The sequence below is a fragment of the Tildeniella sp. genome (assembly GCF_059505325.1).
The window spans coordinates 59408-75256 of sequence record NZ_JCACKI010000053.1; the positions used below are offsets into that span (position 1 = coordinate 59408).

The window sequence follows — 15849 nt, forward strand, 5'->3', positions numbered from 1 at the left end:
CAACGACGGTTAAGGGCGGTGGCGATCGCGGATGCCTTGTCGAAATGCCTTTGCTGCCGCTAGTGAATTGGGATTTTGCACACAGTCACTCAGCAACGCCATGTCCAGGTTGGGGAGCAGTTCGCTCTGGTCGATCGCCTCATAGCCAAAAGTCTGCGCCCATCGCTCCAGGTTCTCTGTACGCAAGTGGTAGAGCAGAAAGCCGTTGTTTTGCCAGAACCATACTTCCTGTACTCCTAAGCGCTGAAACCGTTCCAGACGATTGATATTGCCGCTCGTCACTACCACTTCAATTGCCAGATCAGGAACCGCTTTATCGGTGCCGATGCAATAGCTTTCATCGGGTTCCGTTCCAACCCGTTTGTCCGCATTGCGAAAAGTCGTGGAGCCAGTGGGGAAATATTCGGTATCCGTTTCCAGAAAATAGCTTTCTAAGAGCGTTCCAATGCTAGTTTTGCCACTTTCATGCCGACGGCTGGGTGCCACAATTTCCAGGACTCCATCCAAATAATTGATGCGATACGCCAGACGATCGCCCATCCGGGTCAGCAACGCTTCGTATTGTGACCAGGGGACGTTGGCAATCACGCGCCGTTCTTCCGGGTCATCTAGCTCTAACCATTGAGAAAGGTCTTCCAGCAGCAGCATCGCCCGTTCCTCATTGCCCTTTCACTGATTCTAATGCGGATTCTAGCCCCTGCCTTGATGCCTCTCGGTGCTGCCACGGTGCTGAGCGAACTGCTAGCGTTTTCAGCTACAGGATAGGATTATCGATGGGTGGTTAGTCAAGACCAGATTCATTGTTAAGGAGCGATCGCCCTGGCGGAAGCAACGATCGCTCCTGCCGAATCAACATCAGGGAGGATAGCCCTTAAAGGAATAGGATGGGAAGCAAGACCTCGCCACACCTATGAGAATCTTAAGTTTTCGGTCTTACCCCTTTCGCATAGCTAATATGCAGCAAGGCGCAGCCAATTATCTCAATCGAGATTTTAGACTGCGAGATTTCAGCCTAATCGTCTAAATCAAGGATCTTAGACGGCAAGAGACTGTCTAAATGCTCTAGCCAGAGTAGTTAGACAGATGAATTCTGGGAATACTGCAAACGGGTGGAACACTTTATCCACAAAGTCAGAGTGTTTAATAGAGGTAGAGCGATGGCAGTTGCAGAAGATTTCAATTTTGAGGCTTCAGTAAAGAATGCTCTTCATGAAGCTTTGAAAGAACGTGGTCATGTGAATGTTTTAATCGCTGGGCGTACTGGTGTCGGTAAGAGTACACTTATCAACGCGGTCTTCCAAGGAAATTTTGCAACTACTGGTCAAGGTCGTCCTGTCACTCAAAACACGAGAGAAATCAAGAAAGAAGGCATACCGCTCTCTATTTTTGATACTCGTGGACTTGAAATGGCAGATTTCTCTAAAACATTAGATGCTCTAAAGTCCCTTGTTAGTGAACATGCGCGAAGCAGCGACTCAAATCAACATATTCACGTTGCTTGGATTTGTATAGCTGAGGATTCTCGACGCGTTGAACGAGCAGAAGAAGAACTTGTAAAAATGCTGGTAGACCGTAATATACCTGTTATTGCTGTCATCACGAAAGCAAGATCTGATAAAGGGTTTCGCGTTGCAGTTTTACAAATACTTCCACTAGTAAGCAATGCTGTTCGAGTCCGAGCAATTGAGGAAGAATTAGATGAAGGTATTGTTCTTCCTTCGATGGGTTTGCGTGATCTCGTAGATTTAACAATGCAAGTTGTTCCAGAAGGGCTGAAGAGAGCCTTCACCGCAGCACAGAAAGTAGACATTGAGCTAAAAAAAACACAATCTCACGCAATAGTAGCAGGAGCGGCAGCTAGCGCAGCAGGAATGGCGGCAGTGCCAATTCCATTCTCTGATGCTGTTGCTATAGTACCGATTCAGGTTGGAATGCTTGCTGGTATCTCAGCAACCTTTGGCTTACCAATTGATAAAAGTTTTCTCAGCACAATAGTGGGCAGCATTATTGCTGGAGCAGGTGGAACACTTGCAGGACGAGTTATTGTGGCTAGTCTTCTCAAGATGATTCCCGGTGCTGGTTCTATAGTTGGCGGAACTATTGCAGCAGCTACGGCAGCAGCACTCACTACAGCATTTGGTGAAGCATACATTGCTGCACTGGATATGTTGTTCGTTGACAATAATGGTGAACCTCCTACTTCTGAAGAAGTGGCGGAGGCTTTCAAGAAGAAGTATTCACAGCTTGCGATCATCAAGAGCGATCACTAGTAGTGGTAGGGCGGGCACTGCCCATTTCTACTTTTGTGCGCTGACTGTAATCGCCTGTTCGTTAGCTACGATCGCTCAAACCTCTGATACTAAAGGCTTCAGATCTGCCAAACGATCGCATGGTGCTGGCAAACCAACGATCGCACTTTAGCAGATGCGGCTGAAACGATAAGGTGCGATCGGTGGGTGAGGGGCGATCGTCATAATTCGTCCACTAGAGTCAAAACACGGTTGTATAGAGCTGGCGATATTCTGAACTCTGATGTTGCAATCAAGCTATCCATTAACGGCTTGACTGCGACGATCAAATGCTTTCGCTTTGCCTCAATCAAAATGCCAAGCAAACCAGTAATTTTGATGCCTAAGCGATCGGCTTCTGCTCTGCCACGACGCTCATCAATTAACAGCAACGCTGCCTTTAGTTCCAGAGAAAGTGCGATTGCTTCAGATTCACCTGGATCTAGCCTCACCTCACTCTGAAGACGGTTAACGATAACCCGGTTAAACACTTGCTTGACTTCTAGCCAGGGAGTCGTTTGCACTTCGATCGTTCCAGGGACAGGTGGTTCAATATCTACCAGCTCACGATAGACTGCCTCAGGCACAATGACTTGATTGTAAAGCTGGGGCAACAGTTGTAAGTGCTGAATGGCTGCCAAATTGGTGATTGCTGACGTATCACTAACAACAATCACAATCGCCCCAACTCCTGCAAGTTCTTGAGGTCTAGCTCCAAATCTTCCACATCATAGTCATAAAGCGGAATGTGCCTCTGTCTCAAAAGCTGACGAAAGGCATTGGGAGGCATCTCTGCTAATTTGCTGGCATAGCCCACTGTCAAACGACCCGTTTCAAACAGGTGTAGCGCAATCTCCTGGCGAAATTCGCTTGGAGTTAGGTGAGATGCTTGCAGGATTTCATCTGAAATAACAACACTCATAATCTTTCTTGATTAACGTACTCTTGAGCGTCAAGTCCTTGCCAGGTTTCCTTACCTAACCCCTCCAGTTCCATAATGCTGCGTTTGGGCTTTACCAGCACACGACAACGCACCATGACCGCTAACGCTTCTAACAGTCGAAGCTGCTCATCTGGAGTCAGAGTCTCAACTTGACGACGGACATCTTGATACGTAGCCATATTCTTTGCTCAATGCCTCTACTGCCAATCATGCCACATTCGCCTTGACAATATGTTTCCATAACATGGATCACTAATCCCTCTGGTGCTAGAGGATTCAGATCTGCCAAACGATCGAATGGTGCTGGCAAAACAACGATCGCACTGTGCCAATATTCAACCAGTTAGGATGGGTTTATCTATTGCAACCTTCTCGATCGCCTAACGCCATGACCGAACTTCTCCAACAAGTCATTGCAGCACTTCAAAAGCTTCCTGCTGACCAGCAAGATGCGATCGCGTCCCGCCTGCTGGCTGAACTGAAAGATGAACAGCAATGGGTAGAACAGTTCAAGTCAACGACAGACGATCAGTGGGATCAGATAGCAGCTATGGTGCGGCAAGAAATTGCCACTGGTGAAACGATGCCATTAAATGAAGTTTTTCCAGTGAAGCCATGAAATCGAGTGTTACGAAAACATTCCGTAAACGGCTTAACCAACTTCCTGCCACTGTTCAAGAACAGGCTGAAAAAGCATATGCGCCTTATCCGCCACATATCCATTACTCCTTCGATTTGCTAGGCTGAACACATTGATTGGGCTAAGCTGACCGATGACCACCACAATCAACCAAGCAACACAACAGCAGCCAGTTAGCGTTGACGAGTTTCTCGACCGCTATGGTAGCGATAACCGCTACGAATTGATCGATGGAGAGGTGTTCGACTTGGAACCAACAGGCTTACATGAAGAGGTGTCAGCCTTCATGACTGCAAAGCTCTGTGTCCAAATCGACGGAACAGGCTTACCCTGGTTTGTCCTTCAGCGAGGACTCTTGCGCCCTGCTAACAGTAGCATGACCGCCTTTCGTCCTGATGTTCTAGTTGTCGATCGCTCTGCACTGGTCAAAGAACCGCTTTGGTCTGACCAATCAATCCTCACACTCGGCAGTTCAATTAAATTTGTAGCAGAAGTTGTGAGTAGCAACTGGCAAAATGATTATGCGCGTAAGGTCGAAGATTATGCAGTTTTAGGCATTTCCGAATATTGGATTGCAGATTACGCAGGCTTAGGGGGCACTCGACACATTGGGAAGCCCAAACAACCCACTCTCTCTGTCTGCACACTAGTGAATGGGGAGTATGAAATTCAGCCGCTTTGGGGCAATCAGCCGATCGTCTCGCTAGCCTTCCCAGATCTGAAACTGACTGCTGAGCAAGTGTTAAGCGCTGGTAGATAAAACGCTAGCATGTCCTTTGGGTGCGATCGCTCAAACCGCTCATACTAAAAGCTTCCGATCTGCCAAACGATCGCGTGGTGCTGGCAAACCAACGATCGCGCTTTAGCAGATGTGGCTGAAACGATAGGGTGCGATCGATGAGTGTGTGCGATCGCATGGTGCTTGCAAACCAACGATCGCACGGTGGCAGATGCGGTTGAAACGATGGGGTGCGATCGATGCCCTTTGTGCGGCGGCGATCGGCGAATGAGTGTGATTGGATGGTGGTGGCAAACCAACGATCGCCTGTGCCATGGAGCGCAGCATCTTCTGGTTTCCACTGCTGCGAAGTGAAGACCGCATTGTGCATGATGTTTTAGAAGCGGCACATTATAACCTTGATCAAGCAGCCGAGATTGCTCATCGTGCCCATCGGTTTGCGATTGGGCGCTACTTGTTTGCCCCCCTGCGACTGTCTCACCCGACCCCCGTACCTTTCACCTGGCATTGGAGAACGCTGCTGAGAAGGAATTTATTCGGATGCATCGGGGCGATAAGTTGTTGGAAAGTGTGGTTGGCTTGGCTCCACTCCTGGGTTTGTTGGGCACCGTCACAGGATTGATCACCACGTTTAATAATCTCAAAATTGGTGGTGGCGTGGCGATCGATACGGCAAAAGCCACCGAAGGGATCGGGGAAGCGTTGACAGCAACCGCTGGTGGTATGTTGGTTGCCATTCTAGCTCTGGTGATCCTGCGAATCTTTCTATCGTTTCAAACGCAGCAGCGAGATTACTTTTCCACCGTTGGCGGCGATCTAGAACTGGTCTATCGCCAGCTTTGGTACGACTCCCAGCATCGATCGAACGGACAGTCCACACCCAACTGGGATAGCAGCACCAGCCTACAATCCTCCGATCGCTAACTTAGATCTCAGCCAAGAAACCCGGTTTCTTGCAAAGATTAATGCGTGAAACCCTTAATCTTTGGTTGAGAAACCCGGTTTCTGCACCCTTATCCTTTCCCTTCATCCTTCCCCCTATGGCACTGAAGCCCCGTCCGCAGCCCGGTATGATTGACATCAACTTGGTGCCCATGATGGACGTGATTTTGACCATTCTCACGTTTTTCATCATCATCTCCATGACCTTCAATAACCAACAAGCTTTAGATGTTGCTCTCCCCAGCACCGATGCAGGCGCGAAAGCGTTGAAATTCCCTGACCCAATGGTGGTGGGGCTAAACGTGAAGGGAGAAATTTTGCTCAAGGGGCGATCGGTTACAGACAGCGAGCTGGCGCAACAGATGCAGACGTATCTGACCCAAAATCCGAACGGTGCTGTGTTGTTAAGAGCGGATCAAAAGGTTTCTTACGAGCAGTTGGCAAAATTGTTGGGGCAGATGCAAAGCGTGGGTGGAGAGAAGGTATCCCTTGCAGTGACGAGTCCGTAGTCTGGTGGGAATCAACAGAATCGTCTACATGTTGGTCTGTGGGAGCACAATCGCCCTTGCTGCCTGCGCCCAAACGCTGGATGCTGACAAGGTGGAAACCGCGATCAAAACAGACTTGGGCAAGCAAGCGGGGCTAGCGGTCAAAGCCATCCACTGCCCTAGTGATATCAAGCAAGCACAGGGACGATCGTTTGAATGCACGGGCGAACTTGAGCCAGACGGTGGCTTTTTTGTGACCGTGCAACAGCAAGACGATCGCGGGACTGTTGTCTGGGACGTGCCGAACTCCTGGCGCTTGCTCAATTTAGCAACGCTAGAGGCTCAGTTCCAGCAAGTGTTGCAAACGCAACATGGCTCCAAACCAACCGTTAACTGTGGTGGACGCTACCGTGCTACTAAACCGGGAGACAGTTTTGAATGTCGGTTGACGCGCCGTACCGTGCCAGCTAAAACTGCGTCAAACCGTGCTGCTGAGACACGTGCTGCGAAGACAGATCCCGCTGAGACGATCGTCATCCAGGTGCAGCCCGAAGGCAACATAACCTAGAAGTGATTGCTCTGATGGATGACACGCGCAAACCCCGCGAACACACGTTGCTAACCACATCAGAACGCCAGGTGCTGCACAAAACCTGGCAGCAAGCGAATGTAATTTCACAAACCTTTTTGCAAAACTGTACCTTGCAAGATTTGTGTCAACAACTGGAAGCGCTCCAGCATAAAGCGCCCATGTATTACATTTAGTCAACGCTGAACAGCGCTAACTCAATTAATCACCAACAACTAGCGCGATCGCCAAACCATCGTAGCCCTTACTGCCAACCGTCTGGACGATCGTTGCCTTCACACGCGGTTCCAGAGCTAAGGCGGCATTAAAGCGGCGAATTCCCTGGATATTCTCATCGGTGCTGTTGGCATCAATCACGCCTCCTTGCCGCACCACATTGTCGGTGATGATCACGCTACCGCGACGGGTTAATTTGAGTGCCCAGGAAAAATACTCAGCGGTGTTCACCTTATCCGCGTCTATAAAGACTAAATCGAACGGTTCCTGTCCTTCAGCAGCAAGTTGAGGCAAAGTTTCCAGAGCTGCTCCCACGCGGATCTCAACCTGCTTAGTCAAGCCAGCGCGATCAATGTTCGCCTGTGCAACCTTCGCATGTTTTGGGTTGGCTTCCAGAGTGATAAGTGTGCCATCAGAAGGCAGCGCTCTCGCCAACCAGATGGTACTGTAGCCTGCCAATGTTCCCAATTCCAGAATTCTACGGGCACCGTGAGAGCGCGCTAGAATGTGCAGCAACTTCCCTTGATTAGGTGCAACATTAATCCTGGGTAAACCAGCGTCAATGGTTGACTGAAGCGTTTCCTCCAGCGCGGGATCAGAGGGAACAAACAGATCGGTAATGTATTGGTCAACTGCAACCCATTGTTCTTGAGTCATCGCTTTCTCGTTTGAATGTTGAGGACTAATAGTTGGGCTTACGCAAGTGCTGGCTGCGCTTCCACTTGCCCAAATGGTCTGCGATCTATCGCAGTATTCTCCAACTGGAGCAGCGCCTGTAGCGCCGACGAATCAAGCGACCAAAAATTATTTGCACGCAATTCTACTCTAAGTCGATAGATTTACCGTATCATAATACGGTATCTTGGACTGACTATTTGCTAGTCAATTGATTTTTGATACTTAATGTTAGATACACAAACAATTCGTGTATCATGCAATTGTGATTCTATGTATGTCTGGTTTCTGTATTGATGGAAAACCTATGAGCACATCACGCAAATTTCGTTTAGGTGCCTTTATTCAAGCGACGGGACATCATGTTTCCGCTTGGCGGCATCCGGATGCTCAAACTGATGCGGGTCTGAACTTCCAGCATTATAAAGCGATTACCCAGACGGCTGAACGGGGGTTATTTGATGCGGTCTTTCTAGCAGACAGCCCAGGCATTTGGGGTGGCACGCCGGAGTCCCAGTTTCGCAATGGCAAGATTGTCCATTTTGAGCCAGTGACGCTGTTCTCCGCCCTGTCTGCCGTCACCGAACAGATTGGTTTCATTTCGACTGCCTCCACCACCTACGAAGAACCCTACACGCTTGCCCGCAAGTTTGCCTCTCTGGACTACTTAAGCAACGGTCGATCGGGATGGAATGTCGTCACTACAGGCAATGAGAATGCTGCTGGTAATTTTGGACTGGAGCATCACCCAGACCACAGCCAGCGCTATGAACGGGCAGAAGAGTTTGTGGAAGTGGTGAAAGGGCTGTGGGATAGCTGGGAAGATGATGCATTTATTCGCGATCGGGAAGCGGGCATCTATTTTGATTCAGAGAAACTGCATATTCTGAACCACAAAGGCACCCATTTTTCGGTGAAAGGACCGTTGAATGTGGCTCGTCCCATCCAGGGCTATCCGGTGATTGTACAGGCAGGAGCCTCAGAAGCGGGACGAGATCTAGCGGCTCGCACGGCTGAGGTGATTTTCACGGCGAATCAAACGCTGCAAGATGCTCAGGCATTTTATGCCGATGTCAAAGGTCGGCTGGCACAGTATGGGCGATCGCCCGATGACCTCAAAATCATGCCTGGTGCCTTTCCCATCATCGGTCGCACCGAAGCGGAGGCGCAAGAGAAGTATGAGTTCCTGCAATCCTTAATCCATCCCGATGTCGCGTGGGACATTTTGAAACGCTATTACAAAGATACTGACCTGACCAACTATGCGCTGGATGATCCCGCTCCCACCTTACCCAGTGATACTAACAACAACAAGAGTCGGCTCAAGTTGGTGAATGATCTGGCAACGCGCGGTCAGCTCACGCTGCGTCAGCTCTATCTCTCGCTGTCAACGGCACGCGGTCATCGCACGATTTTAGGCACACCCGAACGCATTGCTGACCAGTTAGAAGAATGGTTTATTAACGGTGCAGCAGATGGCTTTAATATCATGCCGCCCATTCTGCCAACGGGCTTAGAAGAGTTTGTGAATCTGGTTGTTCCCCTTTTGCAGAAGCGTGGACTGTTCCGCACTGCCTATGAGGGCAGGACTTTGCGAGAAAATTTGGGGTTGCGCCGTCCTGAAAACCGCCTTGCTGCCAAACGGAAAGAGTCACGCCTGGTCGTGGCGTAGCTAAGTCAGGACTTACGCACTTGCAACCGCAAATTGAGATCCTCCCTAACCCTCCTTAAAAAGGAGGGAACCTCGAAAGCCCTTTTTTAAGGGGTTTGGGGATCTCTTCTGCGTAAGTCCTATAAGTTTTGGTGTTGTCGCATTGCAGGATGAATGGAAACGACGGTGTAATGATTTCGTCTGCTTGCCATCCCTCAGTGTGTCAGATCAAATGGTTCGATGTTAAGTAAACCTGTACGTTTTGAGGAAACCATCATGGTTGAATATAGTCGCTTAAAGTCTTCTCGCTCTGCTGCGATTCGCGCCAGACTGGATTATCCAGTGATTGATACCGATGTCCACACCAATGATTTCACGCCTGCGTTTGAAGACTACATTGCGACGTATGGCGGGTCACATCTGGTAGACGAATTACGCAAAGCGGAAAATTCGCGCCTCAACTCCCGGAGTGACGGCAAAGACTGGTATCAACAAACGCCCGAAGAGCGGCAGCGTTATCGCACCCTGCGATCGCCCTGGTGGGCACGTGTGACCCGCAACACGCTGGATCTGGCAACCTATACCTTACCGGAATTGCTGTACGAACGGCAGGCAGAACAGGGATCGGACTATTCTGTGCTGTTTCCCAACAATGCGCTAGCGGCAGGCGGAGCTAAGCCCGAAAATCGTCAGGCATTGCAACGAGCGATCAATCACTATCATGCAGACATTTATCGGAAATATAGCGATCGCCTCACTCCCGTTGCTGGTATTACGATGACCACGCCTCAAGAAGCGATTGAGGATCTGGAGTTTGCGGTGAAAACGCTGGGCTTGAAGGTAGCAAATATTCCCGGTGGGGTGAAGCGACCCATCAAGGCGATCGCGGCTCAATATCCCGCCGCCCAATTCCCTGAAATCGCTAAGTACGCCTCCTACACCGACTTTTTCGGCATTGATAGCGAATATGACTACGATCCCTTCTGGGCAAAAGCGGTGGAATTGGGTGTACCTATCACGACCCATTACGGTAGCCAGGGATGGACGGGGCGTTCTTCCATCACCAACTATATGAACAACCACATCGGTCACTTTGCCGATGGATCACAGGCGTTTGCTAAGGCGTTGTTTTTTGGTGGTGTGACACGACGGTTCCCACAGTTGCGGATTGCCATGTTGGAAGGGGGTGCCGATTGGGGTGCTCATGTTTACATTCATCTGGTCGATCGCTTCGGCAAGCGCAATTTGAAAGCACTGCAAAACTACAACCCAGCACTGACCAACTCTGAAGAATTGTTTGAAATCTTTGAGCAGTACGGTGGCGAAATCACCAAAGGCTATCCCCTGAGCAAAGAGGCATTGACTGAAGCGGTGTTGGGTTCGTCGTTTACCCGCTATAGCCGTCAGCCCAATGCAGACGAACTGGAAGATTTCGCAGCGGCTGGTATTGAAACCATTGAAGATATCCGCGATCGCTGGGTGAATTCCTTCTTCTTTGGTTCTGAGTCTGACGATCGCACGATCGCCACTGCCTTCAACCACAAAGCCAATCCATTAGGGGTGAAGATCAACGCAATCTACTCCTCAGATGTGGGTCATTGGGATGTACCCGATATCACCCTGCCCCTAGCTGAAAGCTGGGAACTGGTGGAAGAAGGTGTCATTTCTGAAGCCGATTTCAAAGCCTATGTCTTTGAAAATCCCTATAAGCTCTACACAGAAGCCAATCCTGATTTCTTCAAGGGAACGGCGATCGAGTCTAAAGTCGCTAAGGTTGAAGCTAAGGCAGATGACAAGAGTCTGGTAACCGCGCAAACCTAGACAGCGCAGACCTCGGAGGTCTCGGCAACTTTCAAACCTACTTCTATGACCTTACCCACAACTAAACTTGGTCAAACTGGCTTAACGGTTTCGCGTCTCGTTCTGGGCACCATGACCTTTGGGTTGCAGAGTGATGAAGAAACCTCCAGAGCGATTCTCGATACTGCTGCCAATGCTGGCATTAACTTTCTCGATACGGCTGATGTGTATCCACTCGGTGGTGGATTGGCAACAGCAGGACGTACTGAAGAAATTATTGGACGATGGCTGAAGGGCAAACGCGATCAGTTTATTTTGGCGACTAAATGTGTCGGTCGTGTGGGATCTTCCCCCTGGGATCAGGGTGCTTCGCGCAAACATATCCTGGATGCGATCGATGCCTCTCTGCGACGATTGGATACCGATTATATCGATCTCTACCAGTTACATTCTGATGATGCCTCGACACCTCTGGATGAAACGTTAGAGGCACTAGATGCGATCGTGTGTGCGGGAAAAGTCCGTTATATTGGCGTGTCCAACTTTCTAGCGTATCGTCTCAGTCGTGCTTTAGGACGTGCCGATGTTCGCAATCTAACACGTTTTGTCTCGATTCAACCCCGCTATAATCTCTTGTTTCGTGAAATTGAGCGAGAACTGTTGCCGCTGGCGCAAGAAGAAGGCTTGGGCGTAATTCCCTACAATCCCTTAGCGGGTGGCTTGTTGACGGGCAAGCACGATCGCGCGGGTGAACCCACTGCCGGAACTCGCTTTACGCTGGGTGCTGCGGCGGAACGCTATCAGGAACGCTACTGGCACGATCGCGAATTCAATACGGTGGAAGAACTCCGCACGGTTGCTGATGCGGTTGGACTATCACTCACGACGCTATCCCTTGCCTGGGTACTCGCAAATCCCATTATTACGGCTCCCATCATTGGTGCGAGTCGTCCAGAGCAATTGGTGGATAGTTTGAAAGCGATCGAAGTCAAACTGGATGATAGTTTGAAACAAAAGCTCGATGACATCACTGCCGACTATCGTAAGGGAGATGCTGTGCGCTAAAGTAAATAATCCCTGCATTGAGAGTTGTCAAGTGATTCTAGCTCCTAGCTCATTAATCACAGATCGGCTGATTCTGCGTCGCCCATTGCTTTCAGATGCAGCAGCAATCTTTGAATATGCTTGTGATCCAGAAGTGACTCGTTACATGGATTGGCAGACGCATACTGATATTCAAGATACAGTTAAGTTTCTTGAAAGTTGTACTCAGCGGTGGAAATCTGGTGAGGAGTTTTGTTGGGTTATCACAACCAAACCTGAAGACCAAGTGATTGGAGCAATTGGGTGTCGCCTAGAAGGATATATGGCGGATTTTGGTTATGTTCTAAATCGAAAGTTTTGGGGGAAAGGGTATGCAACAGAAGCGGCTAATGCTGTTGTTGCATGGATTATGAGTCTTTCTAAGATCTATCGAGTTTGGGCAACTTGCGACACTAAGAATTTTGCATCAGCGCGAGTGTTGGAGAAAGCAGGTTTGTTGCGTGAAGGAAAACTGCGTTATTCAATGATTCGCCCTAATCTATCGCCTATTCCACGGGATACCTTCATTTTTGCGAAAATACGAGATGAAATATGATGATTTCTTGTACATAGCACCAGTAGGGTGCGCTAGGCGTAATCGTAACGCATCAATCCTTTAGCTGCATGAGTTACACCATATAGTCAGAATGAACTTTATTGGCGGATTAATATGAAGTGGGAAAGGGGAGAATTTACAATTGTCGATGACCGAGAAGCTTTAGATATTGAGCTGATCTACAACTTCTTAAGCAAGTACTCGTACTGGGCAAAGAATATACCTAGAGATGTTGTAGTTAAATCTCTCAATCATTCTTTATGCTTTGGACTCTTTAAGAAGCATCAGCAGATCGGATTCGGTCGTGTGGTAACCGATCGTGCTACTTTCGCTTACCTGGCTGATATTTTTATTGTTGAGAACTACCGAGGTAAAGAGTTGGGGAAGTGGTTAGTTGAATGCATTTTGAAGCATCCAGAGCTTCAGGGCTTAAGGCGTTGGATGTTAAGCACTGCAGATGCACAGCAACTCTATCATGAATTTGGCTTTCAACCGTTACATAAACCTGAAAGATTTATGGAAAAGCATAATCCCGACATCTATCTATTTTCATAGTGTGTGGGCTGTGACGTGGTGATTGGTCGTTATTATATTCAACAATGAAAGCAGTTCTTTTTGATTTAGATGACACACTGCTCGATCGCAATGCCTCGATTAAACAATTTATTACGGCGCAATACGGCAGATTATTACATCACTTAAATCACATTCCTCAATCTGATTACGTTGCTCGCTTCATTGAGCTAGATTGTCACGGGCATGTCTGGAAAGATCGGGTTTACCAGGATCTCGTTACAGAATTTGCGATCGAGAACATCGCTTGGCAGGCGTTGCTTGAAGACTACGAAACCCAGTTCCAGTTTTACTGTATGCCGTTTCAGTTTCTCACAGAGACGCTCAGTCAATTAAAGCAACAGGGTTATTTATTGGGTATTGTGACAAATGGACGAGGGCAAATTCAGAATCGATCAATCGATGGCTTAGGCATTCGAGATTATGTTGATGCCATCTTGATTTCTGAGATTGAACAAGTCAGAAAGCCAGAGCCTGAAATTTTCCGACGAGCCGCACAGCGATTGGATGTGGCTGTACAGGACAGCGTTTTCATTGGGGATAATCCTGAAGCCGATATTTTAGGAGCAAAACGTGTTGGAATGAAGACGATTTGGAAACGAGATTCCTACTGGTTGGAGACAACAGATGCTGATGCAATCATTGATGAATTGAACGAGATTCCATCTATTCTTGAGCAGTTTAACTATGTTATTGAGGGGACGGTGCAGTGACACGATGCGATCGCCATCTTATAATCAAAACTCGCGCCTCTCAACCGTTTCAACGCTCTGCCGAAGCGCCTGCTTTACCTGCAACCCCTTTTAAATTTATTTTTTATTTTGTTAATTACTTTCGTGGGTGGTATGTGGCGATCGTCATGCTGGAGGCACTACACGCGACCTGCGGCATTATGCTCCCTTATGCCATTGGTGAGATTATTCGGAGCGTGACGCGATCGACGGGTGATAGCAAACTGATTTTTAATGCGGTCAGCCAACCCCTACTGCTGTTCGCTGCCTTGAGTGTGGGTGAAGTGGTATTCGGGCGATCGTCTGGACTGTTACAGACCCTCCGCCACCCCATTCATCGGCAGCATATTGTGCGATCGCTCTATGCCTACTTGCAGCAGCATTCGCACCGCTACCTGAGCAGCAGTTTTGCCGGGGCATTGGCGCATCGCATCAGCGAAACGTCTCTGGGTGTCACGCAGACGATGCAAATGCTGATTAGCGAATTTATGCCAGTGATCATCGTTTATATCGTGTCCACAACGCTGCTGTATCAAGCCTATCCGCCGTTGGCTGCGTTTGTAGGCGCATGGGCAGTTCTCTTCATTAGTATTTCCTTCTGGCTGGCAACTCGCTCTCGTCTTTACGCACGCAAAGCCGCAGCCGCTAGAAGTGACACTACTGGCATGATCGTCGATGCGGTAACGAACCTTACCAGTAGCAAGCTCTTTGCCCGTTTAGGGTTTGAACGAGGTTATTTGAATGAGCAACTAAGGCGCGAACTCAAAGAGGTGAGAAAGTCCAACTGGTATTCCGAGCGTATCCGCTGGTTTCAATTTATCTCAGCCGCCATTTTGAAAATTGGTACGCTGTATTACGCGCTTTTGCTCTGGAGCCAGGGCAAGATTGCTGTGGCTGATTTTGTGGTGGCAACCAGTCTGTCGCTACTGATCATTAGTGAGGCGCGTAATTTAAGCAAGCGATTTTTGGAATTCTTTGAGCATATTGGCAATGTTAGCAATGGGGTTGGCACCATCATTCAACCCCACGAAATTATCGATCGCGGCACGGCGATCGCCCCTACCATCACTCAGGGACAGATTGAATTTCAGCACGTCAAGTTTGCCTACTCAGACGAGAAAACAGTTTTTGAAAACCTTTCTGTCACGATTCAACCAGGCGAACGGGTTGGACTGGTCGGCTTCTCTGGCTCTGGAAAATCCACCTTCGTCAATCTGATTTTGCGGCTGTTTGAGCCTCAAGCGGGACACATTCTCATTGATGGCATCGACATTCAGGAAATGACCCAGGATGCGCTTCACGCCCAGACCAGCCTGATTCCCCAAGATCCTTCTCTATTCCATCGCACCTTGTTGGAAAACATTCGCTATGGGCGCTTAGAGGCAACAGAGGCAGAGCTGATCGAGGCAGCACAGAAAGCTCATGCACATGATTTTATTGCGCCGATGCAGCAGGGCTATCACTCGCTGGTAGGTGAACGCGGGGTGAAATTGTCGGGTGGGCAACGACAGCGCATTGCGATCGCGCGGGTCATCCTCAAAAACGCACCCATCCTGATTCTGGATGAAGCCACTTCCAGCCTCGATTCCATCACCGAAAAAGCCATTCAGGAGACCCTGGATTTAGCCATGCATGAGAAAACCGTGATTGTGGTTGCCCATCGGCTGTCTACGATCGCCCATCTCGATCGTATTTTAGTGTTTGATCACGGTCGGATTATCGAGGATGGCACCCACGCCAAACTCCTAACACAGAGTGGCGCTTACCACCGCTTATGGATCATGCAAGCAGGTGGATTTTTGCCAGAAGAAGACAGCCCTAGCAGCATAGTGGCAACTGCGTAAAAGTGGATCCCCCTTTGTGAGAAACCGAGGTTCTACGCACCATCTCAGCTCAAACGGCATTGCTTGTGAAGAACCCCGGTTTCTCTATCAG

At 48.9% G+C, this 15849-nt stretch carries 20 protein-coding genes; 14 read left to right on the plus strand and 6 right to left on the minus strand.

All coding sequences use genetic code 11. From position 1 onward, the window contains the following. Nucleotides 1-9: 9 nt before the first annotated feature. On the minus strand, nt 10-648 hold the full coding sequence (locus AC5JO6_RS18475) for a Uma2 family endonuclease (protein WP_496082533.1): 639 nt from the start codon (nt 646-648) through the stop codon (nt 10-12). Between the two features lie 509 nt (nt 649-1157). On the opposite strand from AC5JO6_RS18475, the gene AC5JO6_RS18480 reads away from it, so the two are divergent. Continuing rightward, the gene (locus AC5JO6_RS18480) at nt 1158-2270 is read left to right on the plus strand and encodes a YcjF family protein (RefSeq protein ID WP_496082534.1); all 1113 of its coding nucleotides are present in this window, start codon (nt 1158-1160) and stop codon (nt 2268-2270) included. A gap of 200 nt (nt 2271-2470) precedes the next feature. On the opposite strand, the gene AC5JO6_RS18485 is transcribed toward AC5JO6_RS18480, so the two are convergent. Genes AC5JO6_RS18485 through AC5JO6_RS18495 form a run of 3 tightly spaced genes read right to left on the minus strand, consistent with a single transcriptional unit; the run spans nt 2471 to nt 3410 of the window. Then, a complete protein-coding gene (locus AC5JO6_RS18485) occupies nt 2471-2965 on the minus strand; it encodes a PIN domain-containing protein (RefSeq protein WP_496082535.1) in 495 nt (164 codons plus the stop codon). Then, the gene (locus AC5JO6_RS18490; RefSeq protein ID WP_496082536.1) at nt 2962-3210 is read right to left on the minus strand and encodes a UPF0175 family protein; all 249 of its coding nucleotides are present in this window, start codon (nt 3208-3210) and stop codon (nt 2962-2964) included. The genes AC5JO6_RS18485 and AC5JO6_RS18490 overlap by 4 nt, the downstream gene beginning before the upstream one ends. After that, on the minus strand, nt 3207-3410 hold the full coding sequence (locus tag AC5JO6_RS18495) for a hypothetical protein (RefSeq protein ID WP_496082537.1): 204 nt from the start codon (nt 3408-3410) through the stop codon (nt 3207-3209). Before AC5JO6_RS18495 ends, AC5JO6_RS18490 begins: the two co-directional genes overlap by 4 nt. A gap of 209 nt (nt 3411-3619) precedes the next feature. Here AC5JO6_RS18495 and AC5JO6_RS18500 point away from each other — a divergent pair, with 209 nt between their 5' ends. Both AC5JO6_RS18500 and AC5JO6_RS18505 read left to right on the plus strand, forming a co-directional pair. Further along, entirely contained in the window at nt 3620-3850 is a 231-nt protein-coding gene (locus tag AC5JO6_RS18500) for a hypothetical protein (RefSeq protein WP_496082538.1), read from the plus strand. Between the two features lie 154 nt (nt 3851-4004). Continuing rightward, on the plus strand, nt 4005-4631 hold the full coding sequence (locus AC5JO6_RS18505) for a Uma2 family endonuclease (RefSeq protein WP_496082539.1): 627 nt from the start codon (nt 4005-4007) through the stop codon (nt 4629-4631). 4 nt (nt 4632-4635) lie between these two features. Here the strand turns inward: AC5JO6_RS18505 and AC5JO6_RS18510 are convergent, their stop codons facing one another. Further along, complete coding sequence (locus AC5JO6_RS18510) at nt 4636-4980, minus strand: hypothetical protein (RefSeq protein WP_496082540.1); 345 nt, start codon at nt 4978-4980, stop codon at nt 4636-4638. Between the two features lie 137 nt (nt 4981-5117). Here AC5JO6_RS18510 and AC5JO6_RS18515 point away from each other — a divergent pair, with 137 nt between their 5' ends. The 4 genes from AC5JO6_RS18515 to AC5JO6_RS18530 all read left to right on the plus strand — a co-directional run bounded on the left by AC5JO6_RS18515 (nt 5118) and on the right by AC5JO6_RS18530 (nt 6805). Continuing rightward, nucleotides 5118-5534 carry a MotA/TolQ/ExbB proton channel family protein gene (locus tag AC5JO6_RS18515; RefSeq protein ID WP_496082541.1) on the plus strand — a complete coding sequence of 139 codons (417 nt, stop codon included), beginning with the start codon at nt 5118-5120 and terminating at the stop codon, nt 5532-5534. 116 nt (nt 5535-5650) lie between these two features. Continuing rightward, the gene (locus AC5JO6_RS18520; protein WP_496082542.1) at nt 5651-6061 is read left to right on the plus strand and encodes an ExbD/TolR family protein; all 411 of its coding nucleotides are present in this window, start codon (nt 5651-5653) and stop codon (nt 6059-6061) included. Nucleotides 6062-6065: 4 nt separating this feature from the next. Then, a complete protein-coding gene (locus AC5JO6_RS18525) occupies nt 6066-6608 on the plus strand; it encodes a DUF4333 domain-containing protein (RefSeq protein ID WP_496082543.1) in 543 nt (180 codons plus the stop codon). Between the two features lie 14 nt (nt 6609-6622). Beyond that, nucleotides 6623-6805 (plus strand): hypothetical protein, encoded by a 183-nt coding sequence (locus AC5JO6_RS18530; protein ID WP_496082544.1) that lies wholly within the window; start codon nt 6623-6625, stop codon nt 6803-6805. Nucleotides 6806-6830: 25 nt separating this feature from the next. Here AC5JO6_RS18530 and AC5JO6_RS18535 read toward each other — a convergent pair whose 3' ends face one another. After that, entirely contained in the window at nt 6831-7502 is a 672-nt protein-coding gene (locus tag AC5JO6_RS18535) for an O-methyltransferase (RefSeq protein ID WP_496082545.1), read from the minus strand. A 325-nt stretch (nt 7503-7827) separates the two neighbouring features. Here AC5JO6_RS18535 and AC5JO6_RS18540 point away from each other — a divergent pair, with 325 nt between their 5' ends. The 7 genes from AC5JO6_RS18540 (at nt 7828) to AC5JO6_RS18570 (ending at nt 15758) form a co-directional block, all read left to right on the plus strand. Continuing rightward, nucleotides 7828-9192 (plus strand): LLM class flavin-dependent oxidoreductase, encoded by a 1365-nt coding sequence (locus tag AC5JO6_RS18540; protein ID WP_496082546.1) that lies wholly within the window; start codon nt 7828-7830, stop codon nt 9190-9192. A 255-nt stretch (nt 9193-9447) separates the two neighbouring features. Continuing rightward, a complete protein-coding gene (locus AC5JO6_RS18545; protein WP_496082547.1) occupies nt 9448-10992 on the plus strand; it encodes an amidohydrolase family protein in 1545 nt (514 codons plus the stop codon). A gap of 45 nt (nt 10993-11037) precedes the next feature. Then, nucleotides 11038-12036 (plus strand): aldo/keto reductase, encoded by a 999-nt coding sequence (locus tag AC5JO6_RS18550; protein WP_496082548.1) that lies wholly within the window; start codon nt 11038-11040, stop codon nt 12034-12036. 31 nt (nt 12037-12067) lie between these two features. Then, entirely contained in the window at nt 12068-12610 is a 543-nt protein-coding gene (locus tag AC5JO6_RS18555; RefSeq protein ID WP_496082549.1) for a GNAT family N-acetyltransferase, read from the plus strand. A gap of 114 nt (nt 12611-12724) precedes the next feature. Next, on the plus strand, nt 12725-13165 hold the full coding sequence (locus tag AC5JO6_RS18560; protein WP_496082550.1) for a GNAT family N-acetyltransferase: 441 nt from the start codon (nt 12725-12727) through the stop codon (nt 13163-13165). A 44-nt stretch (nt 13166-13209) separates the two neighbouring features. Continuing rightward, on the plus strand, nt 13210-13896 hold the full coding sequence (locus AC5JO6_RS18565) for an HAD family hydrolase (protein WP_496082551.1): 687 nt from the start codon (nt 13210-13212) through the stop codon (nt 13894-13896). Then, nucleotides 13893-15758 carry an ABC transporter ATP-binding protein gene (locus AC5JO6_RS18570; protein ID WP_496082552.1) on the plus strand — a complete coding sequence of 622 codons (1866 nt, stop codon included), beginning with the start codon at nt 13893-13895 and terminating at the stop codon, nt 15756-15758. Before AC5JO6_RS18565 ends, AC5JO6_RS18570 begins: the two co-directional genes overlap by 4 nt. Nucleotides 15759-15849 lie beyond the last annotated feature (91 nt).

Coding starts and splice junctions, on each gene's coding strand:
- AC5JO6_RS18535 (WP_496082545.1), bottom strand. CDS start 7,502: ATGACTCAAGAACAATGGGTTGCAGTTGACCAATACATTACCGATCTG.
- AC5JO6_RS18560 (WP_496082550.1), top strand. CDS start 12,725: ATGAAGTGGGAAAGGGGAGAATTTACAATTGTCGATGACCGAGAAGCT.
- AC5JO6_RS18530 (WP_496082544.1), top strand. CDS start 6,623: ATGGATGACACGCGCAAACCCCGCGAACACACGTTGCTAACCACATCA.
- AC5JO6_RS18475 (WP_496082533.1), bottom strand. CDS start 648: ATGCTGCTGCTGGAAGACCTTTCTCAATGGTTAGAGCTAGATGACCCG.
- AC5JO6_RS18540 (WP_496082546.1), top strand. CDS start 7,828: ATGAGCACATCACGCAAATTTCGTTTAGGTGCCTTTATTCAAGCGACG.
- AC5JO6_RS18490 (WP_496082536.1), bottom strand. CDS start 3,210: ATGAGTGTTGTTATTTCAGATGAAATCCTGCAAGCATCTCACCTAACT.
- AC5JO6_RS18480 (WP_496082534.1), top strand. CDS start 1,158: ATGGCAGTTGCAGAAGATTTCAATTTTGAGGCTTCAGTAAAGAATGCT.
- AC5JO6_RS18495 (WP_496082537.1), bottom strand. CDS start 3,410: ATGGCTACGTATCAAGATGTCCGTCGTCAAGTTGAGACTCTGACTCCA.
- AC5JO6_RS18510 (WP_496082540.1), bottom strand. CDS start 4,980: ATGCACAATGCGGTCTTCACTTCGCAGCAGTGGAAACCAGAAGATGCT.
- AC5JO6_RS18520 (WP_496082542.1), top strand. CDS start 5,651: ATGGCACTGAAGCCCCGTCCGCAGCCCGGTATGATTGACATCAACTTG.
- AC5JO6_RS18565 (WP_496082551.1), top strand. CDS start 13,210: ATGAAAGCAGTTCTTTTTGATTTAGATGACACACTGCTCGATCGCAAT.
- AC5JO6_RS18505 (WP_496082539.1), top strand. CDS start 4,005: ATGACCACCACAATCAACCAAGCAACACAACAGCAGCCAGTTAGCGTT.
- AC5JO6_RS18550 (WP_496082548.1), top strand. CDS start 11,038: ATGACCTTACCCACAACTAAACTTGGTCAAACTGGCTTAACGGTTTCG.
- AC5JO6_RS18500 (WP_496082538.1), top strand. CDS start 3,620: ATGACCGAACTTCTCCAACAAGTCATTGCAGCACTTCAAAAGCTTCCT.
- AC5JO6_RS18545 (WP_496082547.1), top strand. CDS start 9,448: ATGGTTGAATATAGTCGCTTAAAGTCTTCTCGCTCTGCTGCGATTCGC.